This window comes from Streptomyces sp. NPDC088350, from assembly GCF_044753545.1.
Taxonomy (GTDB): Bacteria; Actinomycetota; Actinomycetes; order Streptomycetales; family Streptomycetaceae; genus Streptomyces.
Map to the genome: position 1 here is coordinate 91,802 of NZ_JBIVNL010000018.1, position 25,437 is coordinate 117,238.

22 protein-coding genes are annotated in these 25,437 nt (G+C 70.2%); 15 read left to right on the plus strand and 7 right to left on the minus strand.

What is annotated here, in order from left to right:
- Positions 1–110 precede the first annotated feature (110 nt).
- The 9 genes from ACIQBL_RS43770 (at position 111) to ACIQBL_RS43810 (ending at position 8,728) form a co-directional block, all read left to right on the plus strand.
- Positions 111–1,124: an FKBP-type peptidyl-prolyl cis-trans isomerase gene (locus ACIQBL_RS43770; protein ID WP_401953413.1), complete on the plus strand. Its 1,014-nt coding sequence runs from the start codon at positions 111–113 to the stop codon at positions 1,122–1,124.
- 93 nt (positions 1,125–1,217) lie between these two features.
- Positions 1,218–1,589, plus strand: coding sequence for an FKBP-type peptidyl-prolyl cis-trans isomerase (locus ACIQBL_RS43775; RefSeq protein WP_200715030.1), 372 nt, complete (start codon positions 1,218–1,220; stop codon positions 1,587–1,589).
- 130 nt (positions 1,590–1,719) lie between these two features.
- Positions 1,720–2,673, plus strand: coding sequence for a helix-turn-helix transcriptional regulator (locus ACIQBL_RS43780; RefSeq protein WP_401953416.1), 954 nt, complete (start codon positions 1,720–1,722; stop codon positions 2,671–2,673).
- Positions 2,674–2,692: 19 nt separating this feature from the next.
- Positions 2,693–3,718, plus strand: coding sequence for a helix-turn-helix transcriptional regulator (locus tag ACIQBL_RS43785; protein WP_401953418.1), 1,026 nt, complete (start codon positions 2,693–2,695; stop codon positions 3,716–3,718).
- Positions 3,715–4,017, plus strand: coding sequence for a hypothetical protein (locus ACIQBL_RS43790; RefSeq protein ID WP_401953420.1), 303 nt, complete (start codon positions 3,715–3,717; stop codon positions 4,015–4,017). The genes ACIQBL_RS43785 and ACIQBL_RS43790 overlap by 4 nt, the downstream gene beginning before the upstream one ends.
- 20 nt (positions 4,018–4,037) lie before the next feature.
- On the plus strand, positions 4,038–4,232 hold the full coding sequence (locus ACIQBL_RS43795) for a hypothetical protein (RefSeq protein ID WP_401953423.1): 195 nt from the start codon (positions 4,038–4,040) through the stop codon (positions 4,230–4,232).
- A 259-nt stretch (positions 4,233–4,491) separates the two neighbouring features.
- The gene (gene tatA, locus ACIQBL_RS43800) at positions 4,492–4,767 is read left to right on the plus strand and encodes a Sec-independent protein translocase subunit TatA (protein WP_401953426.1); all 276 of its coding nucleotides are present in this window, start codon (positions 4,492–4,494) and stop codon (positions 4,765–4,767) included.
- 48 nt (positions 4,768–4,815) lie between these two features.
- Positions 4,816–5,778 carry a twin-arginine translocase subunit TatC gene (gene tatC, locus ACIQBL_RS43805; protein ID WP_401953429.1) on the plus strand — a complete coding sequence of 321 codons (963 nt, stop codon included), beginning with the start codon at positions 4,816–4,818 and terminating at the stop codon, positions 5,776–5,778.
- Between the two features lie 85 nt (positions 5,779–5,863).
- Positions 5,864–8,728 carry a DEAD/DEAH box helicase gene (locus ACIQBL_RS43810; RefSeq protein ID WP_401953431.1) on the plus strand — a complete coding sequence of 955 codons (2,865 nt, stop codon included), beginning with the start codon at positions 5,864–5,866 and terminating at the stop codon, positions 8,726–8,728.
- 79 nt (positions 8,729–8,807) lie between these two features.
- On the opposite strand, the gene atzF is transcribed toward ACIQBL_RS43810, so the two are convergent.
- Genes atzF through ACIQBL_RS43830 form a run of 4 tightly spaced genes read right to left on the minus strand, consistent with a single transcriptional unit; the run spans position 8,808 to position 15,437 of the window.
- On the minus strand, positions 8,808–10,496 hold the full coding sequence (atzF, locus tag ACIQBL_RS43815) for an allophanate hydrolase (RefSeq protein WP_401953597.1): 1,689 nt from the start codon (positions 10,494–10,496) through the stop codon (positions 8,808–8,810).
- A complete protein-coding gene (locus ACIQBL_RS43820; RefSeq protein WP_401953434.1) occupies positions 10,493–14,002 on the minus strand; it encodes a 5-oxoprolinase/urea amidolyase family protein in 3,510 nt (1,169 codons plus the stop codon). Before ACIQBL_RS43820 ends, atzF begins: the two co-directional genes overlap by 4 nt.
- Entirely contained in the window at positions 13,999–14,616 is a 618-nt protein-coding gene (locus tag ACIQBL_RS43825) for an urea amidolyase associated protein UAAP2 (protein ID WP_401953436.1), read from the minus strand. The genes ACIQBL_RS43820 and ACIQBL_RS43825 overlap by 4 nt, the downstream gene beginning before the upstream one ends.
- Positions 14,613–15,437, minus strand: a complete 825-nt coding sequence (locus ACIQBL_RS43830) for an urea amidolyase associated protein UAAP1 (protein WP_401953438.1) — start codon at positions 15,435–15,437, stop codon at positions 14,613–14,615. Before ACIQBL_RS43830 ends, ACIQBL_RS43825 begins: the two co-directional genes overlap by 4 nt.
- A gap of 175 nt (positions 15,438–15,612) precedes the next feature.
- Between ACIQBL_RS43830 and ACIQBL_RS43835 the strand changes: the two genes are divergently transcribed.
- From ACIQBL_RS43835 to ACIQBL_RS43860, 6 genes are all read left to right on the plus strand, one after another.
- Positions 15,613–16,248: a TetR/AcrR family transcriptional regulator gene (locus ACIQBL_RS43835; RefSeq protein ID WP_401953441.1), complete on the plus strand. Its 636-nt coding sequence runs from the start codon at positions 15,613–15,615 to the stop codon at positions 16,246–16,248.
- A 294-nt stretch (positions 16,249–16,542) separates the two neighbouring features.
- Entirely contained in the window at positions 16,543–18,129 is a 1,587-nt protein-coding gene (locus ACIQBL_RS43840; protein ID WP_401953443.1) for a sensor histidine kinase, read from the plus strand.
- The gene (locus ACIQBL_RS43845; RefSeq protein WP_019066134.1) at positions 18,126–18,533 is read left to right on the plus strand and encodes a roadblock/LC7 domain-containing protein; all 408 of its coding nucleotides are present in this window, start codon (positions 18,126–18,128) and stop codon (positions 18,531–18,533) included. Before ACIQBL_RS43840 ends, ACIQBL_RS43845 begins: the two co-directional genes overlap by 4 nt.
- Positions 18,530–18,934, plus strand: a complete 405-nt coding sequence (locus ACIQBL_RS43850; RefSeq protein ID WP_401953446.1) for a DUF742 domain-containing protein — start codon at positions 18,530–18,532, stop codon at positions 18,932–18,934. Before ACIQBL_RS43845 ends, ACIQBL_RS43850 begins: the two co-directional genes overlap by 4 nt.
- On the plus strand, positions 18,915–19,535 hold the full coding sequence (locus tag ACIQBL_RS43855; protein WP_401953449.1) for a GTP-binding protein: 621 nt from the start codon (positions 18,915–18,917) through the stop codon (positions 19,533–19,535). The genes ACIQBL_RS43850 and ACIQBL_RS43855 overlap by 20 nt, the downstream gene beginning before the upstream one ends.
- Before the next feature lie 111 nt (positions 19,536–19,646).
- A complete protein-coding gene (locus ACIQBL_RS43860; RefSeq protein ID WP_401953452.1) occupies positions 19,647–21,131 on the plus strand; it encodes a cytochrome P450 in 1,485 nt (494 codons plus the stop codon).
- On the opposite strand, the gene ACIQBL_RS43865 is transcribed toward ACIQBL_RS43860, so the two are convergent.
- The 3 genes from ACIQBL_RS43865 to ACIQBL_RS43875 all read right to left on the minus strand — a co-directional run bounded on the left by ACIQBL_RS43865 (position 21,125) and on the right by ACIQBL_RS43875 (position 25,251).
- Positions 21,125–22,072, minus strand: a complete 948-nt coding sequence (locus tag ACIQBL_RS43865) for an RluA family pseudouridine synthase (RefSeq protein ID WP_401953455.1) — start codon at positions 22,070–22,072, stop codon at positions 21,125–21,127. The genes ACIQBL_RS43860 and ACIQBL_RS43865 overlap by 7 nt on opposite strands.
- A gap of 90 nt (positions 22,073–22,162) precedes the next feature.
- Positions 22,163–23,407: a hypothetical protein gene (locus tag ACIQBL_RS43870; protein WP_401953457.1), complete on the minus strand. Its 1,245-nt coding sequence runs from the start codon at positions 23,405–23,407 to the stop codon at positions 22,163–22,165.
- Positions 23,408–23,739: 332 nt separating this feature from the next.
- Positions 23,740–25,251: an amino acid permease gene (locus tag ACIQBL_RS43875; protein ID WP_401953460.1), complete on the minus strand. Its 1,512-nt coding sequence runs from the start codon at positions 25,249–25,251 to the stop codon at positions 23,740–23,742.
- Positions 25,252–25,437: the final 186 nt, after the last annotated feature.

Here is a 25,437-nt window from a genome sequence, read left to right on the forward strand (position 1 = left end):
CATATTCGGTACGCCACACGGGCCCCGTACGTTTCACGTACGGGGCCCGTGCCACGCCGTAGAGTTGCGCGCACGCCATCAACAAGATCGACCGATACGAGGCCTTCACCGTGCGCCGACGCTCCCTTCTCATCGCTGTTCCCGCAGGACTCGTGACGCTCGCGGGGTGCGGTGACAGCGATTCCTCCTCAAGCAAGGCCAGCGCGTCGCCGTCGCCCTCGCCGTCCGCCTCCGCCACGACCGCCCCGCCGCCGAAGGTCGTGGACGGTCCGGTGCCGGCGATCACCGCGGGCACGAAGTTCGACGAGAAGCCGACCGTCGCCAAGGGCACCGGTGATCCGTCGAAGGACCTCGCCGTGAAGACGGTCATCGCGGGCAGCGGCAAGGCCGTAGCGGAAGGCGACTTCGTCAAGGTCAACTACCTGGGCCAGATCTGGTCGTCGGCCAAGGTCTTCGACAACTCCTACGACCGCAAGACCCCGTTGGTCATCCAGCTCGCCCAGGGCAGCATCATCGACGGCTGGCGCTACGGCCTCGCGGGCCGGAAGGTCGGCAGCCGCGTCGAGATGGCCATCCCGCCGACCTGGGGGTACGGCACGACGGGCAACAGCCAGGCGGGCATCAAGGGCACCGACACGCTCGTCTTCGTGATCGACGTACAGGACTCCTTCAACACCAAGAGCTCAGCCAAGGGCACGACCGTCGCGCAGTCCGACGCCGCGCTGCCCAAGGTCGGCACGAACACCGACGGCAAGGCACCCTCGGTCACCGTCCCGAAGGCGGACCCGCCGAAGAAGCTCGTGTCGACCTACGTCCTAGAGGGCGACGGCGCCGCCGTCAAGGCGTCCCAGACGATCCTGTGCCAGTTCAAGGGCGTGGTCTGGAGCACCGGCAAGGAGTTCGAATCGACGTACTCCCAGGGCCGGTTGAGCCAGTTCGCGATCTCGCAGATGGAGTCGGTCGTCAAGGGCCTGGCCCAGGGTGTCACCGGCAAGAAGGTCGGCAGCCGCGTCATGATCGTCGCGCCCCCGGACCTGGCCTACGGCGACACCCCGCCGACCGGCGGCACCATCAAGAAGGGCGAGACCCTGGTGTTCTCGGTCGACATCCTGGCGGCGATGTAGTCCCCGCGGCCGAAGGGCGTCCCGGCGCACCACTCCTGCCGGGATGCGAGACTGTCCGAGTTGCCTTGTCGTACACAAGCAGGAGCTAGAGACGTGAGCATCGAGAAGCCCGAGATCGACTTCCCGGAGGGCGCACCCCCGGCCGACCTGGAGATCAAGGACCTTTGGGAGGGTGAGGGCGAGGTCGCGAAGTCGGGCCAGAACGTCACCGTCCACTACGTGGGCGTGGCCTTCAGCACCGGCGAGGAGTTCGACGCCAGCTGGAACCGCGGCACCCCGTTCAAGTTCCCGCTCGGTGGCGGCCGTGTCATCAAGGGCTGGGACCAGGGCGTGCAGGGCATGAAGGTCGGCGGCCGTCGCCAGCTGACCATCCCGGCGCACCTCGCCTACGGCAACCAGAGCCCGACCCCGGCGATCAAGCCGGGCGAGACCCTGATTTTCGTGGTCGACCTCGTCGCCGTCTGATCACCGGATCCGACCGGACCCGATCACCTGGGGCCCATGCCTGCTCGGGCATGGGCCCTCGGCTTTTGCCGGGCCCTCGTGGGGCGGTACGGTCATCGTTCGTAAGTACAGAGGAAGGCGAAGGGCGTCGATGGCCATTGCCAAGGCCGAGCGGCTGATGAACCTCGCGCTGTGTCTGCTCGGGACGCGGCGGCCGCTCAGCAAGCGTGAGCTGCGGGAATCCATCGAGGCCTACCTGGAAGCCGGGTCCGACGACTCCTTCAACCGGATGTTCGAGCGCGACAAGGACGATCTGCGCGAACTCGGGCTCGTCATCGAGACGGTGGAGAACCTGGACGGCGAGGTCGGCTATCTCGCCCGCCGCGACAGCAACCGCCTCCCGCCCATCACGCTCGACGCCGAGGAGGCCGCCGCGCTCGGTCTCGCCGCCAAGGTGTGGCAACAGGCCCGCCTCGCCGGCGCCGCCAGCGGCGCCCTGCAGAAGCTGCGCGCGGCCGGAATGCCCGAGGACCTCGACCCGTACGAGCCGCACGGCGCCCTGGAGCCGCGCATTCCGGTGCACGAGGCGTCGTTCGAACCGCTGATGCTGGCCTGCCGCGACCGGCGGCCCGTCGTGTTCGAGTACCGCAAGGCCACCGCCGCCCGGCCCGAGACCCGGAGCGTCGAGCCGTGGGCTCTTGAGTGCTGGCGCGGCCACTGGTACCTGGCCGGCTGGGACCGGGACCGCGGGGCCGAGCGGGTCTTCCGGCTCTCCCGGATCACCGGCAGAGTGCGGTCGCGCAACGGCCGGTTCACCGCGGACATCCCCGATGTCGTGACCGTGCGCGAGACCGTCGCGAGCTGGGCGGGGGAGACCGCCGACCGCTCCGCGCTGATCCGGCTGCGCACGGGCTCCGGATACCCCCTGCGGGCGAAAGCCGCGGCGGTTCGGGAACTCGGGGACGGCTGGGACGAGTTGGAGATTCCGTACGGCCACGGACTGGACGCCTGGCTGGTGGAGTTCGGGCCCGATGTCGTCGTCCTGGAGCCCGCCGAGCTGCGGGCCGACGTGGTGGACCGGCTGCGTGCCGTGGCCAAGGGCTGAGGGGGAGCGGAAGAGAACTGTGGCAGGCAAACCGGTCAGGCCCGTCAACGCCATCGACCAGACCCGGCGGATGCTCTCCCTGGTGACCTATCTGAAGGAGCGCCCCGGAGCCCGTATCGAGGACGTGGCCCGTGCCTTCGGGATCACCGAGGACGAGCTGGTCTCCGACCTCGACATCCTGCCCATGTGCGGGACCAGCTTCCGCGGCGGCGACCTGCTCGACATCGACACCGACGGCGACCGTATCTGGTGGCACAACCCGGACGACGTCGCCGAGCCGCTCCGGCTGGCCGCCGACGAGGCGACCGCGCTCCTGGTCGCCGCCCGTGCCGTATCGACGCTGCCGGGCCTGCGCGAGAGCGACCGGCAGGCCCTGCTGCGGGCCAACGCCAAGCTGGAGGCGGCGGCCGGTGAGGCGGCCGGTGCCAGCGCACGCCTTTCGGTGACCTTCGAGTCCGAGGGCGGTGTCTTCGCCGACGTCGACCGGGCGATCTCCGAGCGCCGGCGCCTGTGGATCCGCTACTACTCACCCGCGCGCGACGAGCTGAGCGAGCGCGAGATCGACCCCATCCGCCTGGTCAGCGTCGGGCACACGTACGTGGAGGCCTGGTGCCGGCGCTCCGAGGCGCGCCGCACCTTCCGGCTCGACCGGGTCGCCGAGATCAAGATCCTCGACGAGCCGTCCGCACCGCCCGAGATCGAGCTGCGGGACCTGTCGGAGGCGCTGGTGCAGCCCGCCGCCGAGGATCCGGAGGTCGTCGTGGAGGTCGGACCGGGCGGGCGCTGGGTGGCGGAGTACTACCCGCACGACAGTGCCGATGAGCTTCCCGACGGCGGGCTGCGTATTACCTTGCGCACCCCCGACCCGACGTCCCTGCGACGCCTGGCCCTGCGGCTCGGGCGCGACGGCCGGATCGTCTCGCCGGGCGACCTCGCCGACAGCGCCCGCCGGGCGGCCCGGGAGGCACTGGCGGCGTACGACGGACCGCAGGGTGTTGTTGACGCAGTGCACGGTGTTGACGAGAGGCAGGAGCAGGGGCTGTGAGCGAGTCGACGATGTCGGGTGTCCCCGGTGGTCCGGAGATGACGGTGGCCGCGGCGTTCGCCGGGATGAAGAGCGTGGTCCCCGTGATGTTCAGAGCGGGCTGCCCGGACTGCCGGGGCAACTTCGAACTGGCGGCGAGCGCCCTGCGTCTCGCCATCGGCGCCACCAGCCGCACCACCTTCTACTCCTTCACCTGCCCCGACTGCGGCGCCGCGGTCCGCAAGCCCGCGGGCGAGCGGATCGTCGAGCTGCTCACCGGCGGCGGGGTCAGGACCCTGCGGCTGACATCCGTCGTCTAGCAGGGTCTAGGCTCGGCCCCATGTTCTGGGCGATGGTCGCGGTAGCTGTGGGTTTCCTGGGTCTCGCCGTGCTCGGCGTGCTCGCCGTCCGGGTCTTCCTGGAGGCGCAGCGACTCGGACGCCAGGTCACGGACGCCGCCCGGCGCATCAACAGGGCGGCAGAGGACCTGGAGCGGGCGGCCGTGGCGACGGCCCGTTCCGTCGACGCACTGTGAGTCACGTGTGCGCGAGGTGTGAGTTGCGCGCCTGATGCGCTTCGCGTCACTTTGCCCTGTCACGTTGTCGGTGGAGGCGGGTACGCTGCTGATCGCGGTCCGGATAACGAGGCCCGGAGCGCGGACCGGGAGTACGCACGGGGATTGCCTCACGTTTACCCCTGAGCGTTACGATCGCTGGCAGCACGAAGGTCGGACAGATGTCCGACCGATCGGACAGCACCCCACCCCAGCCGCCTCGGTGAGAAGGTAAAGACTTATGTTCGGAAGGCTCGGAGCTCCCGAGATCATTCTCATCCTCGTCGTCATCGTGCTCCTGTTCGGCGCGAAGAAGCTTCCGGACATGGCCCGCTCGCTCGGCAAGTCCGCCCGCATCCTCAAGAGCGAGGCCAAGGCGATGAAGGAAGAGGGCAACAGCACCCCCGCCGGCCCGCCGAACACCGACGAGCCCGCGCAGCGCACCATCCAGGCGGCCCCCGGCGACGTGACCAGCTCGCGCCCCGTCACCGAGCCGTCGGACACGACCAAGCGCTGACGCAGGGCCGGGACGCCCCCGGCCTGCCGCACGAGATGAGGACGTGGGTTGCCCAAGTCTGCCCGCAAGAAGGAGAAGGACCCCGAGGGGCGGATGCCCCTCGCGGACCATCTGCGTGAGCTGCGCAACCGGCTCGCGAAGGCGATGCTCGCCATCATCGTGGTGACCTGCGTGGCCGCCTTCTTCTACAACGACATCGTCAACATCATCACCAAGCCGGTGCTGCACTCCGTCGGTTGCACCCAGAACTTCGAGCAGCTGTCGAAGGCGGCCGACAAGTCCCAGCCGTGCGCGCAGATCACGATAAACGGTCTGCTGACGCCGTTCACGCTGGCGTTGAAGGTGTCCCTGATGGCCGGCGTCGTACTGGCCTCCCCGGTCTGGCTGTACCAGCTGTGGGGCTTCGTCGCCCCGGGCCTGCACAAGAACGAGAAGAAGTACGCGCTCTCCTTCGTCGGCACCGGCGTCCCGCTGTTCCTCGGCGGCGCCTACTTCGCCTACAAGGTGCTGCCCACCACGGCGCAGGTCCTGATCGGCTTCACGCCCAAGGACGTCAACAACCTGCTGCCGCTGGACGACCTGCTCGACCTGGTGACGCGCATGGTGCTCGTCTTCGGCCTCTCCTTCGAGCTGCCGCTGCTGCTGATCATGCTCAACCTCACGGGTGCGCTGACGGGCACGCGGATGCTCGGCTGGTGGCGGGGCATGATCCTCGGCATCACGGTCTTCGCGGCCGTCGCCACCCCCAGCACCGACCCGCTGACCATGCTGGCGCTGGCCGGGCCGATCTGGGTGCTGTACTTCGGCGCGGTCCTGTTCTCCCTGCTCAACGACCGGCGCAAGCGCCGCCGCGAGGCGGAGGGACCGGACGACGACGAGGCCTCCGACCTGGACCTCACCCCCGACGACATCGGCGAGGTCGAAGCCGTCTCGGCCAACCGGGCAGCCCTGCCCGAGCAGACCGGCGGAACAGGATCGGACCGGGTCAACGGGTATGACGACGTGACCTGATCCCCTCCCGATCTCCGCCGAGACCGGCCGTTCCCGCAGTGCGGGCGGCCGGTCTCCGCATGTGCGGGGCCCATGGGAACGGATAATGATCGTCCTGTTGTCAGTGGCGCCCGGTACGCTCGAAAGCACGATGACAGAGGACCTCTCCCCGGCCGAGCGGTACGCGGCAGCCCGCCTGCGGGCAGCCGAGCAGGCCACCGCGCTCGCGGACTTCCGCGAGATGTACGACTTCGGTCTCGACCCCTTCCAGATCGAGGCCTGCCAGGCGCTCGAAGCGGGGAAGGGCGTCCTGGTCGCGGCGCCCACCGGCTCCGGCAAGACGATCGTCGGCGAGTTCGCCGTCCACCTCGCCCTCCAGCAGGGCAAGAAGTGCTTCTACACGACCCCCATCAAGGCACTGTCGAACCAGAAGTACGCCGACCTGTGCCGCCGTTACGGCGCGGACAAGGTCGGCCTGCTCACCGGCGACAACAGCGTCAACTCCGAGGCACCGGTGGTCGTCATGACCACCGAGGTCCTGCGGAACATGCTGTACGCCGGTTCACAGACCCTCCTCGGCCTCGGCCATGTGGTCATGGACGAGGTGCACTACCTCTCCGACCGCTTCCGCGGTGCCGTATGGGAAGAGGTGATCATCCACCTCCCCGAGTCGGTGACCCTGGTCTCGCTGTCGGCGACGGTGTCGAACGCGGAGGAGTTCGGCGACTGGCTCGACACCGTCCGCGGCCACACCGAGGTGATCGTCTCCGAGCACCGGCCGGTCCCGCTGTTCCAGCACGTGCTCGCCGGGCGGCGGATGTACGACCTTTTCGAGGAGGGCGAGGGCAACAAGAAGGCCGTCAACCCCGACCTCACGCGCCTGGCGCGCATGGAGGCCCAGCGCCCGTCCTACCAGGACCGCAGACGCGGCCGGGCCATGCGCGAGGCCGACCGGGAGCGCGACCGACGGCAGCGCTCGCGGGTGTGGACACCGGGCCGCCCCGAGGTCATCGAGCGGCTGGACGCCGAGGACCTGCTGCCCGCCATCACGTTCATCTTCAGCCGTGCCGCCTGCGAGGCCGCCGTACAGCAGTGTCTGTACGCCGGGCTGCGGCTCAACGACGACGACGCGCGGGAGAGGGTGCGCGCTCTCGTCGAGGAGCGGACGGCGTCGATCCCGTCCGAGGACCTGCATGTCCTCGGGTACTACGAGTGGCTGGAAGGCCTGGAGCGCGGTATCGCGGCCCACCACGCGGGCATGCTGCCGACGTTCAAGGAGGTCGTCGAGGAGCTGTTCCTGCGCGGCCTCGTGAAGGCCGTGTTCGCCACGGAGACCCTGGCGCTCGGCATCAACATGCCCGCGCGCTCGGTGGTGTTGGAGAAGCTCGTCAAGTGGAACGGCGAGCAGCACGCCGACATCACCCCCGGTGAGTACACCCAGTTGACCGGTCGGGCCGGTCGTCGCGGTATCGACGTCGAGGGCCACGCCGTCGTGCTGTGGCAGCGCGGGATCAGCCCCGAGCACCTCGCGGGACTGGCCGGCACGCGCACGTATCCGCTGCGCTCCAGCTTCAAGCCGTCGTACAACATGGCGGTCAACCTCGTCGACCAGTTCGGGCGGCACCGGTCGCGCGAGCTGCTGGAGACCTCCTTCGCGCAGTTCCAGGCGGACAAGTCCGTCGTCGGGATCTCGCGGCAGGTGCAGCGCAACGAGGAGGGCCTGGAGGGCTACAAGGACTCCATGACCTGCCACCTGGGCGACTTCGACGACTACATGCGGCTGCGCCGCGAGCTCAAGGACCGCGAGACCGAGCTGGCCCGGCAGGGCGTGGCGCTACGGCGCGCCGAGTCCGCCGTCGCCCTGGAGAAGCTCAAGCCGGGAGACATCATCCACGTCCCGACCGGCAAGTACGCCGGTCTGGCACTGGTACTGGACCCGGGACTGCCCGCCGGGCGGTCCAACGGCCATCGCGGCTTCGAGCAGCACGACGGGCCGCGTCCGCTCGTCCTCACGGCCGAACGGCAGGTCAAGCGGCTCGCGTCGATGGACTTCCCGGTGCCCGTCGAGGCGTTGGACCGGATGCGGATCCCGAAGACCTTCAACGCCCGTTCCCCGCAGTCCCGTCGGGACCTGGCCTCCGCACTGCGCACCAAGGCCGGGCACATTCCGCCGGAGCGCGCCCGCAAGCAGCGGTCGCAGGCCGCCGACGACCGGGAGATCGCGCAGTTGCGTACGGCGATCCGGGCGCACCCCTGTCATGGCTGCACCGACCGTGAGGACCACGCCCGTTGGGCCGAGCGGTACCACCGGCTCCAGCGGGACACCACGCAGCTGGAGCGGCGGATCGAGGGGCGGACCAACACGATCGCCCGCACCTTCGACCGGATCGTCGCGCTGCTGACCGAGCTGGACTATCTGCGCGGCGACGAGGTCACCGAGCACGGCAAGCGGCTGGCCCGGCTGTACGGCGAGCTCGATCTGCTGGCCAGTGAGTGTCTGCGGGAGGGTGTCTGGGAGGGGCTCGCCCCTGCCGAACTCGCCGCGTGCGTCTCGGCGTTGGTGTTCGAGGCGCGGGTCAGTGACGATGCGGCGACGCCGAAGGTGCCCTCCGGCAAGGCCAAGGCCGCGCTGGGTGAGATGGTGCGGATCTGGGGGCGTCTTGACGCCCTTGAGGAGGACTTCCGGATCACTCAGACCGAGGGGGTCGGGCAGCGGGAGCCGGATCTCGGGTTTGCCTGGGCCGCGTATATGTGGGCCAGTGGGAAGGGGTTGGACGAGGTCCTTCGGGAGGTGGAGATGCCGGCCGGGGACTTTGTTCGGTGGTGCAAGCAGGTGATTGATGTGTTGGGGCAGATCTCGGCTGCGGCGCCAGTTTCCGGTGGGGAGGCGTCCTCGACCGTGGCCAAGAACGCGCGTAAGGCGGTTGAGTTGTTGCTGCGGGGAGTGGTGGCCTACTCGTCTGTGGGGTGACGGTTCGTTGGCGGGTGCGGGTGTGTGGGGGCTGGTCGCGCAGTTCCCCGCGCCCCTGGGGAGTTGGCCTCGCGCCTCTTTAAGAGCCCAGGTACGGTCGCCAGCCGCCGTAGGTTGTGATGTCCTCGGCGTTTTCCAGTGCCGCCGGCTCGCAGAGGAAGCCCGGGATGCTTGTGCCGTCTGCCAGTTGCACGCTGCCCAGTGTCATGGGGCGGGGGAGTGCTGCCAGCAAGCGGCCCAGTCCCTCCGCCGGTAGGCGCCACACCTCCGTCTCGATCTCTGCGCCGCCCTCTCCCACATGCACAAGGCCCGGCTTCGGCGGAGTCGTAGCGAGGGCGTGCAAGCGGTACACCGGGGCCGTTGTTGTCGTGCGGTCCAAACGGGCGCCCAGGGACAGGAGTTGGGGGTTCAGGGGCTGGCCCGTCAAGTGGGCTCCTACGACTGCCAGTTGGACCGATGGCTCCAGGTCGCGTGCGATGCGGGCCAGGCGGTCGTCCGTGAACGTCGGGCCGATCAGCATGACGCCGAAGGGCAGCCCGTTCACCTTGCCCGAAGGGACGGCCACCGCCGCCAGGTCGAAGAGGTTCGTGGAGTTGGTGAAGCGGCCCAGGCGGGCGTTTGCGCCCAGCGGGTCGGCCGCCACCTCGGCCAGGGTGGGGTGGCCCGGGGTCGTCGGGAGCAACAGGGCGTCCGCGTCGGCCAGTTCGGAGAGGGCCTGGGTGCGCAGGGCCGTCAGGTGGTCCTGGTCGGTGTACAGCTGGTGGGCCGGGAGGTCGCGGGCTCGGGTGATGATGCCGGTGACCGTGGCGTCCAGGTCCGCCGCGCCGTCTGCGATCGCCTTGTCGACAAAGCTCCCTACCGCCGTATAGCGCTCGGCCACGAACGCCCCCTGGTAGAGCATCGCCGCCGCTTCGGTGAAGGGGGTGAGGTCGAGGGTGCGGATCTCGGCGCCCGCGCTCCTGAGCTGCTCCACCGCCGCTTCGTAGGCCTCCGCCCAGCCCTCGTCCAGTTCGCCCAACTGGTCCCGTGGCGGGACCGCGATGCGCCAGGGGCCGGGGGCTCGCTGGGGGAGGGGCGGGAGGTCGCGGGCCGACGGGGAGGCCATGAAGGACAGGGCCTGCTCGGCCTCGGGGAGCGTGCGGGCGAAGACCGTCACGCAGTCGATCGAGGCGCAGGCCGGGACCACGCCCGCCGTCGGGACCAGGCCCCGGGTGGGCTTGAGGCCGACGATGCCGTTGAATGCGGCGGGGACCCGGCCCGAGCCCGCCGTGTCGGTGCCGAGGGCGAAGTCGACGATGCCCAGGGCCACGGCCACGGCCGAACCGGCGCTGGAGCCGCCGCTGATCCGCGCCGGGTCGTGGGCGTTGCGGACCGCGCCGTACGGGGAGCGGGTGCCGACCAGGCCCGTGGCGAACTGGTCGAGGTTCGTGCTGCCGAGGACGATCGCGCCCGCCGCGCGGAGACGGGCGACGACCGGGGCGTCGGCCTCCGGCTCGTAGGCGTACGACGGGCAGCCCGCCGTCGTCGGAAGGCCATGGACGTCTATGTTGCCCTTGGCCGCGAACAGGCGCCCGGCTAGGGGGAGTTGCTCGCCCGCCGTCACTCGATCGGCTATGGCCCGCGCCTCGGACTCGACCTCTGCCTGCGGGCGCAGGTCGATCCAGATCTCGGGGCGGGCCACCGCCTCGATGCGGGCGTAGGCGGCGCGGACTCGGGACACGATGGTCGACATCTCTCGGTGCTCCTTGCGGTTCGGCGTGAGGTTCAGCTTGCGGGGGCGAGGACGAGCAACGCCGTGCCCGCTTCGACCTGGTCGCCGGGCCTGGCCAGGATCTCGGTCACCACGCCGGCCATCGGGGCGTGGACCCTGGACTCCATCTTCATCGCCTCCAGGGCCAGGAGGGGTTGGCCGACTGTCACCTCGTCGCCCGGCTCCACGTTCAACTGCCATACGGACGCGGCGAATTCGGCCTCCACCAGGCGTCCGCCCGTCGGGACCGTCACCTCGGCCTGCGGGGGTGCCGGGGCGGCTGCCGCCTCCGCCCGGGTGAACTCGCCCGCCGCCTCCCAGGCATCGCGTTCCGCGCCGAACGCGGTCTGCTGCCGGGACCTGAACTCCGCGATGGACTCGGCGTTCTCGGTGAGGAACGCCTCGTACTCGGCGAGCGAGAACGTGCCCTCCTCGATGCGGGGGACGAAGCGGCCGGAGGTGATGTCTGCCCGGAGGTCGAGGAGTTCGTCCGGCTCCACCGGGTACCACTTGATGCGGTCGAAGAAGCGAAGGAGCCAGGGGGAGCCCTGCTCGAACGCGCCGCGCTGCTGCCAGCCCGACCACACCTGGGTCGTACGGCCCACGAACTGGTAGCCGCCGGGGCCCTCCATGCCGTAGATGCAGAGGTACGCGCCGCCGATGCCGACCGAGTTCTCGGCCGTCCAGGTGCGGGCCGGGTTGTACTTCGTCGTCACCAGGCGGTGGCGGGGGTCAAGGGGCGTCGCCACGGGGGCGCCCAAGTAGACGTCACCCAGGCCGAGTACGAGGTATTCGGCGTCGAAGACCGTGCCGTAGACGTCGTCGACCGAGTCAAGGCCGTTGACGCGGCGGATGAACTCGATGTTCCAGGGGCACCAGGGGGCGTCGTCGCGGACGCCGGCCATGTAGCGGGCGATGGCCTCGCGGGTCGCCGGGTCGTCCCAGGAGAGGGGGAGGTGGACCGTGCGGGAGGGGACGATCAGTTGGTCGGTGGGTGGCAATGCCTCCGCTGTCTCCCTTACGGCGGCGAGGAGTTCGTGTTGGGGCAGGCGGCTCGGGTCCGTCTGGATCTGGAGGGAGCGGATGCCGGGGGTGAGGTCCGTGACGCCTTCGAAGTCGGCCTCCGCGACCGCCTCCATGAGGGCGTGGACCCGCATGCGTTGGGCCAGGTCCAGCTGCATGGGGCCGAATTCGACGAGCAGGTTGTCGTCGCCGCTGCGGCGGAACGTGACGTCTCCGTCCCTGGCCAGGATTCCGCCGTCCACGATGTCGGGGCGGAGGGAGCCGTCGACGTTCACCGGGACGAAGCGGACCGTGTCGCCCGGCCTGAACTGGCCCAGTTTCCAGCGCTCTTGGCTGATGACCGTCGCCGGGCAGACGAAGCCGCCGAGGGACGGGCCGTCCGGGCCGAGCAGTACCGGCATGTCGCCCGTGTAGTCGACGGCGCCGACCGAGTACGGGGTGTCGTGGATGTTGGACGGGTGCAGGCCTGCCTCGCCGCCGTCGGTGCGTGCCCAGCGGGGCTTCGGGCCCACCAGCCGGACACCCGTGCGCGCCGAGTTGAAGTGGACCTTCCAGTCGGCCGCGTAGAAGTCGCGGATGTCGTCCTCGGTGAAGAACTCCGGTGCCGCGTGCGGGCCTTCGACCGCCGCCACCTCCCATACGGCGCCGAAGGCCGGCCGGTCGGCGGCGGGTACGGGTGTGCCCTGGGCGACCGTGCCGCCGTGCAGGACGTCACCGGTGCGCAGGGCCCGGCCGCCGTGTCCGCCGAAGCGGCCCAGGGTGAAGGTGCTCGCGCTGCCGAGGAAGGCGGGCACGTCCAGGCCGCCCGCGAACAACACGTAGGTCCGCAGGCCGTGTTCGGCCGGGGCGCCGATCTCCAGGACCGCGCCCGAGGGCACGGTGATCGGCTCCCACTGGGGGACCGGGGTGCCGTCCACGGTCACCGGTGCCGGGGCGCCGGTCACACACACGGTGGTGGCGTGGGTGAACCTCAACGTCGGTCCCTGGAGGGTGCATTCGAGGCCGGGGGTGCCGTCCTCGTTGCCGAGCGCGCGGTTGCCGAGGCGGAAGGAGAGGTCGTCCATCGGGCCGCACGGGGGCACGCCGACCTGCCAGTAGCCGGTGCGCCCCGGCCAGTCCTGGACCGTGGTGAGGGTGCCGCCCGCGATGATCTCGATGCGGGCAGTGGGGTCGGTGACATCGGCGAGGGTCGCCGTGGAGTGGGTGGCCGTACGGAAGTCCGGCTCCGCCAGCGCCGCCCGGACCAGGCCCAGGTTGGTCTCGATGCCGTCCACGCGGGTGCGGGCCAGCGCCTCGTCGAGCCGCTGGAGCGCGTGGGCGCGGTCGGAGCCGTACGCGATGACCTTCGCGAGCATCGGGTCGTACGACGTCGTCACCTCGGTGCCGGTCTCCACCCAGCCGTCGACGCGCACGCCGGACGGGAACTCGACCCGGGTCAACAGGCCCGCGCTGGGCCGGTGTTCGCGGGACGGGTCCTCGGCGTAGACGCGGGCCTCGACGGCGTGGCCGCGCGGGCTGCCCGGGTCCTGGACGACGTCCCGCTCGCCGCGGGCCAGGCGCAGCATCCAGGCGACGAGGTCGACGCCGTAGATCTCCTCGGTGACCGGATGTTCCACCTGGAGACGGGTGTTGACCTCCAGGAAGTAGGCCTCCTCGCGTCCGGCGTCGTAGACGAACTCGACCGTGCCGGCGGAGCGGTAGCCGACCGAGGCGCACAAGTCGCGGGCGCTGGCGGCGAGTTGGGCGCGCACGGCGTCGGGGAGTCCCGGTGCCGGGGCCTCCTCCACCACCTTCTGGTTGCGGCGCTGGAGGGAGCAGTCGCGGTCGCCGAAGGCGACGACCCTGCCGTCGCCGTCGCCGAAGACCTGCACCTCTACATGGCGGGCGTGCTCGACGAGGCGTTCCAGGAAGACTCCGGCCGAGGAGAAGGAGGCGGCGGCGACGCGCTGCACCCGCTCCCAGGCCTCGGTCAGTTCGTCGGCGGAGCGACATGCCGACATGCCGATGCCGCCGCCTCCGCCGGTCGCCTTGAGCATGACGGGGTAGCCGATCAGCGCGGCTTGGGCGAGTGCCTTGTCCAGGTCCGCCAACAGGCCGGTGCCCGGCGCCAGTTGGACTCCGGCCGCCTCGGCCGCCGCCCGTGCGGTGTGCTTGGCGCCGAACAGCTCCAGCTGTGCGGGCGTCGGGCCCACGAACACGATTCCGGCGTCCTCGCAGCGGCGGGCGAAGGCCGCGTCCTCGGAGAGGAAGCCGTAGCCGGGGTGGATCGCGCCCGCGCCGGTGTCCTTGGCCGCCTTGAGGACCAGGTCGGCGTCCAGGTAGGACTCTTTGGCCGGCGCCGGGCCGAGCCGTACCGCCTCGTCGGCGAGCCGTACGTGCGGGGCCGAGCGGTCGGCGTCGGAGTACACGGCGACCGTGCGCAGGCCGAGTTCGCGGGCCGTGCGGATGATGCGGACGGCGATCTCGCCCCGGTTGGCGATCAGCAGCGTGTCGAAGGTCATGCGGCATCCCCTTGGGAGACGGCCTCAACGATCGTCATCTCCACGGCCGTCGGCTCGAAGCCGTTGCAAGGGTTGTTGATCTGGGGGCAGTTGGAGACCAGGACCAGGACGTCGCGTTCGGCGCGCAGGGTCAGTTTCAGACCTGGCGCGGAGAGGCCGTCGACGATGCCGAGGGTGCCGTCCTTCTCGACCGGCACGTTCATGTACCAGTTGATGTTGGAGACCAGGTCGCGCTTGCCGAGGCCGTAACGGGCGCCCTCCGCGAGGAAGTTGTCCACGCACGCGTGCTGCGACCAGGTGTGGTGGCCGTAGCGCAGGGTGTTGGACTCCTTGGAGCATGCTCCGCCGACCGTGTCGTGCCGGCCGACCTCGTCGGCGGTGACGGTCATCAGCGGGGTGTGCTCGTTGGACATCAGCACGCTGCCGGTGGTGAGGAAGAGGTTGCCCTGGGCGTGGATGGTGTCGGGGGCGCTGTAGCGGACCGACGTGTCGTGGGCGTCGTAGACGAGGCAGTCGACTGCCTGGTTGCCGTGCAGGTCGGTGATGGTGAGTGTCTCGCCCGTCCGTACGACGGCGGACCACGCGGCGCGGGCGGGAACGACGGTCGTGCTCATGCGAGCCCCCTTGCGGCAAGGAATTCCGTGGTGTTGAGGAAGGCGCGGCGGCCCTCGGGCGTGGCCTCCCACAGCGGGTCGCCCGGCTTGGTGGCCTCGGCGCGCCAGGCGAGCACCTCCAGCGGGGTGCTGACGTAGTCGTCGCGCGGATCGACCGGATGGGGCACGTTCGCGATCAGTACGGTCACGTCCTGCTCGGTGCGCAGGGTCACGCTGCCGCCGGGACCGGTCGAGCCGGTGAAGCCGAGGGAGCCGTCGTCGCGGACCTCGACGCCCTGGAAGAAGGAGAGGGACGGGGGCAGGTCGCGGGGCTCCAGGCCGTTCTTGGCGGCGGCCAGCTTGAACAGCTCGCGGCCGGCGGGGGAGTCGGACTGCGGGGTGCCGTCGCCGTAGCGCTCGGTGTTGCGGACGAGGGTGGAGGTGCCGCACAGGGCGTCGTGGCGGCCGGAGGTGTCGGCGACGAGGGAGGCGAGGACGCGGCCCTGGTCGGAGAGGAGGAGCTGGCCCTCGCCGAGGTAGGCGTTCCACTGGACCTTGACCGTGTCGGCGACGTTCAGGCGCTCCCAGGGGCGGTCGGCCGCGTACAGGAGCAGGTGGGCACAGGCGTCGCCGCGCAGGTCGGTCAGGCGGAGTTCCGTGCCGCGGGCCAGGACGCGGTGCGTGTAGTTGCCGCCCGCGACCGTCTCGGCCCACACCAGGTGGCCCGCCTCGCAGGGCGGGGCCGGCCAGTCGCCGGCCGGGACGACGGGCATGGCCTCGGCGCGCCTGCCCTCCTGGGATCGGGCATGGGCGCGGGCTCCGTAAGTGGTCGCTGTCGCCATCGCGGGGGACCTCCGGCTGCGGGAACATCTCGGGCGTACGACATTTCTGTCGCTCGACAGAAATTAGGAGGTGGTCGGGTCGCCGGGGTTGCCCGGATGTTGCCGGTCGGTTACCGAGCCCTCACGAAGATCACCGGGCGTTCGCCGTGCGGGGTCGTGTGCGAGGATCGAACGCATGGGGACACCAGGTGCACAGGGGGGCCGCCGGGTCGGCAGGCCCCGGGCCGATCAGCGGCCGGACAGCGGACTGTCCCCGCGTGCCGAACTCCTCGCCGCCGCGGCGGAGTTGTTCACCACCCGCGGTTACGCGGCCACCACCACCCGGGCCGTCGCGGAGCGCGCGGGCATGCGGCAGGCGTCCATGTACCACTACGTCTCCGGCAAGGAGGAGCTGCTCGCGGACCTCCTGGAGTCCACGGTCACACCCTCGTTGGCCTGCGCCCGGCAGCTCCTCGCGGACGACGCCACCCCGGCCGAGGACCGGCTCTGGGAGCTGTGCCGCACCGACGTCGAGCTGCTGTGCGGCGGCTCGCACAACCTCGGCGGGCTCTATCTGCTGCCCGAGGTGCGCGCCGAGCGTTTCGCCGGCTTCCACGCCGTACGCGCCGAACTCAAGGACGCCTACCGGCAGTTGCTCGCCGCGACCGCTGCGGGCGGGGCGCTCGTGAAGAGCGAGCTGGAGCTGCGTACGGATCTGCTGTTCGGGCTGATCGAGGGCGTCATCCTCGTGCACCGCTCCGACCCCGAACGCCCCGTGTCCGCCTTCGCCGAGGCGACGGCCGACGCCGCGCTGCGCATCGCCGGAATCTGATCCGGAACAGAGGCTTCACTCGTTACGGTGAGTGATTTTCGTATGCCCAAGCGCCGTTACTCATCGTGTGCGAATGAAGCCGCAGCGTATAAATGGGCTGAGGGTACTCCTGTCGCGTGTCCCTTTTCAGAGGCTTGCTGAATATGACACAGCGATGATCCGGTCGGACTAAGCTCGCCCGCAGCGCACCGAGTTGGGCTGTATTCGTGCGCTTGTTCCCAAACATGCAAAAGATACAGAAGCTCCCCCCGGAATCCCCCCATCCCCCCAGCCGACCTGTCTCAGAGGGCATACATGGTGAGTGTTCAATCGCCTCCCGGTGGCCGTGAACTTCCCTACGCGCGCGTGCTGTTGCCGCCTGCCATAGTGATGGCCGCGGCGACCGGGGCCGCCGTCGCCCTGGTGGCGGGGCCTGCCCGGATCGCCGTCGGCTGGTGCGGTGTCGTGGCCACACTCCTGGTGATCGCGACGGCGGCCGAAGCGGTACGCCGCGGACGCAACCTGCGGGACCTGCGCGCCGAGCACGACCGTCACACCGCGTATCTGGAACGGCGGCTCGCCGACCAGACCCAGGAGATGGTCCGGCTCGGCAAGGAGATCCTGCCCGCCACGCTCTACCGGCTCAGCAGTGGAGAATCCCCCGTAGAGGTGATTCGCCAAGTCGTCGACAGCGATCCCGAGTGGCGGCAACTTCCCGGTCCGCAGCGCGACTTGCTGAAGACCGTGCTCAGGATCGTCGAGCGCGAGGAGAACATGCGTGACTCCGCGCAGCGCTCCTTCGTCAGCATCGCCCGCCGCGTCCAGGCCATCGTCCACCAACAGGCCAAGGAACTCCGGGAGATGGAGGAGGACCACGGCCGCAACCCCGAGGTCTTCGACGACCTCCTGCGCATCGACCACGGCACCGCGCTGATCGGCCGTCTCGCCGACTCCATCTCGGTGCTCGGCGGTGGCCGCCCCGGCCGCCAGTGGCCCGAACCGGTGCCGCTGTACAGCGTGTTGCGCGGCGCCATGTCCCGCATCCTGGAGTACCGGCGCATCGAGCTGCACTCCATCGCCAAGGTCAACATCCGCGGCATCTCCGTCGAGCCGGTCATCCACGCGGCGGCCGAACTCCTCGACAACGCCACCCGCTACTCGCCCCCGCAGACCAAGGTGCACGTCACCGCCGTGGAGGTGCAGACCGGTGTCGCCATCGAGATCGAGGACGGCGGCGTCAGCCTCAGCGAGGAGTCACGGGCCCGCGCCGAGGGCATGCTGGAGCGCGCCAAGGCCGGCACCGACCTCCAGGACCTCGGCGAGAGCCCGCGTCTGGGCCTCGCCGTCGTCGGCCGGCTCTGCGCGACGTACAACATGCAGATCTCGCTGCGCGCCTCGGCCTACGGCGGCGTCCGCGCCGTCCTCATCGTGCCCAGCGAGATGCTCACCCCCGGTACCGCACCCGGACTCGCGCACGGCATCGGCGCCACCGCCCTGCCCAAGGCGGAACTCGGCGCGGTCGACGGCCCCAAGCGCACCGTCAAACGACGGCGCCCCACCAGCCCGCGCATCCCGGCCTCGGTGAGCATGGAGGACGAGATTCCCGAGGTCACCGAGTGGACGGCGGGCGGCCTGCCGCAGCGCCGCAGCCGGGTCAAGATCCCGCTCGCCCAGCGGTACGCCGAACAGGCCGCCGCCGAGCGTGCCGAGGCCGCCGCCCGGGAGGCCCGCGCCGCCTGGGGGGCACCCGAGCCCGAGCCGGAGCAGAAGGACGAACCCGAACCGGGCCTGTGGGTCGAGGCGTTCATGGAAGGCCTCAAGGGTGACCCGGACCCGAACGCCTTCATCCAGAAGACCGAGCCGGCCCGTATCGAGGCCGACGACGAGGGGGACCTCAAGTGATCCAGCAGCGAGCCAACTTCGACTGGATGCTCAAGGATCTCGCCGACGGCGTGCCCGGCATCCAGCAGATCGTGGTCCTCTCCGCCGACGGACTGCGCATCGCCCGCTACGGCGGCGACCCCGACGCAGCCGACCGCGTCGCCGCGGCCTGCGCCGGACTGCAGAGCTTGGCGGGCGCCGTCGCCTCCGAGATCCCGGGCAGCGACGGCCGGATGAAGATGGTCATCATCGAGATCAACGGCGGCTACTTCTACCTGATGGCCGCGGGCGCCAACGCCTACCTGGCCGTCCTGTCCGACGTGGTCGCCGAACCCGGCCTGATGAGCAACCGCATGCGCGACCTCGTCGTCAGAATCGGCGCCCACCTCACCAGCCCGCCGAGGCGCAACGGGCAGACCGTATGACTCCTCCGCAACGCCGGCGGCGACATCCCAAGGAAGGACCGCCGCCCGAACCCGGCAAGAAACAGGGCGAAGGGAAGATCCCGGAGCGGCTGTACGTGCTCACCGGCGCGGCCGAGGACGGCGACCGCGCCGAACTGGACCTGGTCACGCTGATCGTGGCCCGCTCCGACGCGCCGCAGTCCGCGACCCCCGAGCAGGCGGCCCTGCTCCGGCTCTGTATCGCCCCCCTGTCCGTGGCCGAGCTGTCGGCCTATCTCAACCTGCCGTACAGCGTGGTGACCGTCCTGCTCACCGAGCTGCTGACGGCCGAACTGGTGCAGGCGCGCGCCCCGATCGTCCGCCAGGCGCTCCCCGACCGTTCCCTCCTCGAAGCGGTGATGCATGGACTTCAAAAGCTCTGACACCATCACGGGGCCACGGACCGAGGACCATCTCCCGCACACGGCCCAGGCCGCGGTGAAGATCGTGATCGTCGGCGGCTTCGGGGTCGGCAAGACGACCATGGTCGGTTCGGTCAGCGAGATCAGGCCGCTGACCACCGAGGAGACCATGACCCAGGCCGGCGTCGGCGTCGACGACGACTACGGCTCCGAGAGCAAGACGGCCACCACCGTCGCCATGGACTTCGGCCGCATCAGCATCACCGACCAGCTGGTGCTGTACCTCTTCGGCACCCCCGGCCAGGAACGCTTCTGGTTCCTGTGGAACGGCCTCTTCGAGGGCGCGCTCGGCGCGGTGGTGCTGATCGACACCCGCCGCCTCGAAGTCAGCTTCGACGTCATAGGACGACTGGAGGAGCGCGGCGTGCCGTTCGTCATCGCCGTCAACTCCTTCCCGGACGGCCCCCGTTACCCGGTCGAGGACCTGCGGACGGCGCTCGACCTGGCCCCGGACATCCCCATCGTCGAGTGCGACGCGCGCCGCCGCGCCTCCAGCCGGGACGTCCTGATGACCCTGATGCGCTTCCTGCATGCGCTGGAGATGGCGAAGGCCCCCACGTGAGCCCCGCAAGCCCCGCACATGTCCGCGTTCCCGGCTTCGTTCGCACCGCTCGATCCGGGGACCCCGCCCCTGACAAGACACCGGATCCACTTCAGCCTCGGAGCGATCATCGTGACGCCTGAACCCCTCTCTCCGGCCGGTACGGACGACCACCGGGCCGCCCCGCCCCCCGGCTGCCCCGCGCACGCCATCGGCCCCGGCGGGCTGCGTCGGCTGTACGGCCCCGGGGCGGAGAACCTGGGAGCCGTGTACGAGGAACTCCGCGAGGAGCACGGCCCCGTGGCCCCCGCGCTGCTGCACGAGGACGTGCCGGTCTGGGTGGTGCTCGGCCACAGCGAGAACCTCCAGATGGTGAGCACACCCACGCAGTTCTGCAAGAACAACCGCCTGTGGGGCCCCATGCGGGACGGGACGGTCAAACCCGACCACCCGCTCATGCCGCACTTCGCCTGGCAGCCCATCTGCGCCCACGCCGAGGGCGAGGAGCACGTGCGACTGCGCGGCGCGGTCACCACCGCCATGTCGACCATCGACCACCGGGGCGTCCGCCGCCACATCAACCGTGCGACCCAGCACCTCGTCAACCAGTTCTGCGAGGAGGGCAGGGCCGACCTGGTCGGCCAGTACGCCGAGCACCTGCCCATGGCGGTGATGTGCGAGATCCTCGGCATGGCCGACGAGTACAACGACCGGATGGTGCACGCCGCCCGCGACATGCTCAAGGGCACCGAGACCTCCATCGCCAGCAACGCGTACGTCATGGACGCCCTGATGCGGCTCACCGCCCGTCGCCGGGCCGCACCCGAGGACGACTTCACCAGCCACCTGATCAACAGCCCGGCGCGGCTCGACGACGAGGAGGTCGGCCAGCACCTGCGCGTCGTCCTGATGGCCGCCTACGAGGCCACGACCAACCTCCTCGCCAACGTCCTGCGGCTGGTGCTGACCGACCCGGGTTTCCGCGCCCAGCTCAACGGAGGCCAGATGACCGTGCCGCAGGCGGTCGAGCAGTCCCTGTGGGACGAGCCGCCGTTCAGCACCGTGTTCGCCTACTTCGCCAAGCGGGACACCGAGCTGGGCGGCCAGCGCATCCGCAAGGGCGACGGCCTCCTCCTGGGCATCGCGCCGGGCAACGTCGATCCGCGCGTCCGCCCCGACCTGTCGGCCAACATGATGGGCAACCGCTCGCACCTCGCCTTCAGCGGCGGCCCGCACGAGTGCCCCGGCCAGGACATCGGCCGTGCCATCGCCGACGTGGGCGTCGACGCGTTGCTGTCCCGCCTCCCCGACGTCCGACTCGACTGCGAGGAGGACGAGTTGCGCTGGCGGGAGTCCATCTCCAACCGCCACCTGGTGGAACTGCCGGTGCGCTTCGAGCCGAAGTCCCAGCAGGACGTGGAGGCGAAGCCCGGCCACGCGCCCGTCCCGGTGCAGCGCGCGGACTGGCACATCGGCACCGTGCGGCCCGAGCCGGCCGTCGCCGCCCCGGAACCCCGGCCGACGGCGCCGGCGGTGCCTGCGGCGCCGGTACCCGGGCAACCGGCTCGCCCGATGGGTGCCTGGCGCCGCTTCCTGCTCTGGTGGCGCGGCTACTGACCGGCCCAGTCGCCGTAGGAGTTCCACGCTTCGAGAGCGCGCGCACTCCGGAACCTGTGCTCCGTTCCCGTGACCGGATCGGTGAACTCCAGCGCCCGGGCCACCAGTTGGAGCGGTCGCCGGAAATCACCGTCCGGCACGGGGTCGGTCACCACGGGATACAGCGGATCGCCGAGAATGGGCACGCCCAACGCGCTCATGTGGACCCGCAGTTGATGTGTCTGCCCGGTACTGGGCACGAGCCGGTACCGGGCGAGATCACCGCGCCGCTCGGCCGACTCGACCCGGCTGACCGCGTTCACCTCGCCCTCGACCTGCCGCGCGGCCAGCACGCCCCGCTCCTTCAGGATGCGGGAGCGCACGGTCGTCGGGAGGGGCAGCCCGGAGGCGTAGGGGGCGACGGCCTCGTACTCCTTTCGCACCCGCTTCTCCCGGAACAGCGCCTGATACGCGCCCCGTTCCTCGGGCCGCACCGTGAACAGCACCAGCCCGGCGGTGAGTCGGTCGAGCCGGTGCGCGGCGCCGAGGGCCGGGATGTCCAACTCCCTGCGGAGCCTGGCCAGTGCCGTCTCGACGACATGGCTGCCGCGCGGGGTGGTGGCGAGGAAGTGCGGTTTGTCGACGACGACGATGTGCTCGTCCCGGTGCACGACCTCCAGCGGGAACGGCACCGGCACCTCGTCGGGCAGGTCCCGGTGGAACCACACGAACATGCCCGGTGCGTACGGCGTGTCGGGGGCCACGGCCCGTCCGTCGGCCCCGACGAACCTCCCCGCGCCGAACATCCCGTCCACGACGCCGGCACCCGCGCCGGACAGCCGCTCCACCAGGTAGGCGCGAACGGTGGCCCACGGACCCTCCGCGGGCAGGCGCACCCGCACCGGATCCACTCCGTGCAGCTGCGGCAGGGGAGGGGGCGGGATCCGTGGCTTGCGTCTCATCACCGTCAAGCCTACGGGCCCCGGGGAAAGCCGCTGATCAGCTCGCGTCCGGGGGCAGCGCCACGGCGATCCGACGCCGGCCCCGGCCCGTCATCCGGCGCGACGGTGCGACCACACGAGGTGGTGAGCCGTATTCTCCTCGCCGCCGGCGAATACGGAGTCGAGCCATTCGTTTGTCGGCTTCTCGCCGAAAAGCCGCCTGAGTTCGCGGGCCATCGGCGGAGCCAGCGGGAATCGCTCTCCATACCGGCGTTCCTGGTACCGGTCCTGAATCTGCACGAAGAGGAAACCGCTGCGGCCGAAATGAACCAATGGCTCGGGTGCGCCGGTGAAGACCAGATCGTCGATGAGGTCGAGGTAGATGGACCGGTAGCTGGCCTTCCTTTTCTCCGACCGGTGGCCATTCGACGTCGGCTGGTGATTGTCCACCGAGTAGATGCCGAGCATCGACTTGCACAGGTCCATGGAGAGGCAGTCGCACACGGCGCTGTCCATGAGCCAGGGGAAGGAAACCGGACCCGTACCGCTGTTCCGGGCAACCATGATGGCGGTTCCATATGCGTTTCCGGTATTCCCGCGGAATATGACACCGTCCCACATGCTCGGCGAATTCCTCAGCTCGTCGTGGAGTCCGACGTGTGCGTCTCCCGGGCGGAAGTCCATCTTCTCCGCGTACTGCGCGATGGACTGCCTGATCAGGGACAGCAGCGCGTGGACCGCGTCGTGCCCCCAGCCGGCCGCGTCCATGGCCCGCGCCAGATCGCGTACGGAGCGTCCGTACATGCGGAAGCGGCCGTTGACCAGGTCGAGCGGCGGTACGCAGATGTCGTCGAGGATGGTGGCGAAGGCGATGTAGTGGAGCCCCAGCGGATCCGCGCCGTACTGGTCACCGCACCAGCACGCCATCCACTGGATGGTGTCCCGGCAGGCGCGTGACACCGTGTCGGCGGCGCTGGCGTCACGCTTCTTCGTCCAGTCGGCATAGTGTTCCGGGGCCGCGCTCAGTCGTCCCCCGGACGTGTCCCACCGCTCCAGCACCTTGTCCAGCAACGGCCACACATTGATCCGGTGGGACTGCGAGACCGGGCCCACGTAGCCCCCCGCGCCCATCACGGTGTACAGGTGAGCGGTCTGCTTGTTGTAGCGGGACCTCGTGGTCGCGGGACGGAAGGCTGTCACGGGTTCTCGTGGGTAGTGCAGGTACGTGCATGCCGTACCGCGAGGGCAATTCGGTCCGCACCACATTTCGTGCGAGAGATGCAGCAGTTCCTGAATGCCCCGTGCTTCTGACATATGCGCCAGGGCCTCCTGTGCGCTGCCCTGCCAGGCGAGCATGTCCGGGGATACTGCCGCCACTTCGACGCACCTTGATGCCATGACCACGAGCCTCCGCAAGAACATCCCACTTCTGGCTTGAATCCCAAGCGTGCGCGCGGTGTCGATCCCAGAGAAGGAGCGAGTAGGAGCGTACGACGGCATACGAGGGGCGCACTTGGTTGAAATGTTGTCATGTGTAGCATCGATACGAAAGAGTCGGGTCCCTTTCGGTCACGGCTGTGGGAGTGAACTGGTGGGAAACGGGCGGGAGTTGTCCCCGCGGGGGCGGGAAGTGGCGTCCCTCCCGCGCCGGGCCGCGGGCCTTCGCCGGCGCCCGGCGCGGAGACCGCCTATCGCTGCGCCCGCCTCCACCGGTACAGGGCCCCGATCCCCACGGTGGCCAGAAGGAACAGGACCGTGAACCACTGGAAGTACCAGTGCCCGCCCGCCGGGTCGTACACCGCGGCCCGCGGCCACGCCAGGTTGACGGTCATGACGAGGCCGTAGAGAAGGGCCAGGGCGTTGACCGGCACCCCCCACCGCCCCAGGGAGAATAGGCGGGCGCCCGTCTCGTCCGTGCCGTCCGTCGTGAACTCGCCGCGCACGCGGCGGAGCAGGAGCGGGCCCGTCACCATCGCGTACGCCAGGTACAGCATCACGATGCAGGTGGTGCCGATGGCCAGGAAGGCGTCCGGGGAGGCGAAGTTGAGGAGGAGCAGGGCCGCCGCGAGGACGCCTACGACGATGGCGGGGGCGCTGGGCATGCCGGTGCGGGGGTTGACCTTGGACAGGCGCCCGGAGAACGGGAGTTGGCCGTCGCGGGCCATGGAGAAGAGCATGCGGCAGGCCGCCGTCTGGATGGCGAGGGTCGCGACCGCGATCGCCACCACCACGTCGGCCAGCAGGGCCTTGCCCACCCCGTCGCCGAGGCGGCTCGTCAGGACGTAGCTCAGGCCGTCGACGCCCAGGTGCCCGTCGGTCAGGCTGGGGGCGGCGAGCAGGCCGCCGAGGATGATCAGGCCGCCGAGCAGGCCCGCGGCGGTGAGCGCGGTGAGGATCGTGCGGGGCGCGGTGCGGCGCGGGTTGTGGGTCTCCTCGCTCATCTCGCCGGCGCTGTCGAAGCCGATCATCACGTACGCCGCCGTGAAGGAGCCGACCAGCAGCGCGCCGAGGAGTCCGCCCTCCAGGCTGCCGGTCGTGTGGAAGGTGATGGTCGGCGTGCGCTTCGAGTGGGTCAGCAGCAGGACGACGATCAGGATCGCGCCGATGATCTCCGCCGTCACTCCGACCCGGTTGATCACCGACATCACGCGGTTGTCGAGGATGTTCACCAGTGTCGTCAGGACCAGCAGGATCACGCCCAGGACCGCCGCGTTGGCCGCGCCGTCCGGTGAGGTGGGCGTGGGGTCGGTGCCCACCAGCTGGAAGCCCGACCAGATCGCCGGCAGCACCATCTGGAGCGCGAGCGCCGCCGCGGCCACCACCACGATCTGGCCGATCACCATGATCCAGCCGGCGAACCAGCCGAAGGTCGCGTTCGAGAGACGCGAGGACCACTGGTAGATCGCGCCCGAGATCGGATAGCGCGCGGCCAGCTCCGCGAAGCACGCGGCCACCAGCAGCTGGCCGGCCAGCACCACCGGCCAGGCCCAGAAGAAGACCGGGCCGCCGAACGCGTACCCGAAGGCGAAGAACTGGAAGACGGTGGTCAGTACGGAGATGAAGGAGAACCCGGCCGCGAACGACGCGTACCGGCCGAGGCTGCGATGCAGCTCCTGGCGGTAGCCGAACTCCGCGAGGGAGCCGTCGTCGGGGGAGCGGGGCGGATCGGGGCGAACGTCGGAGGGGGTGGTTGTGGCCACGGCGGCACCTGCCTTCGGCGCGAATTCCTGTCGGGTGACAGAAATTAGGGAGAGGCTGTTTCGGCCACGTCACCGCGCCGTGTCCGGTGCGGGCCTAAGTTCTCACGCTCTTGCCATGGCATCAGGAACGCGATACATCGTGTGTGTTGACGCTTGCCTCGGACTCGCGATATGTTCGGTCACGGA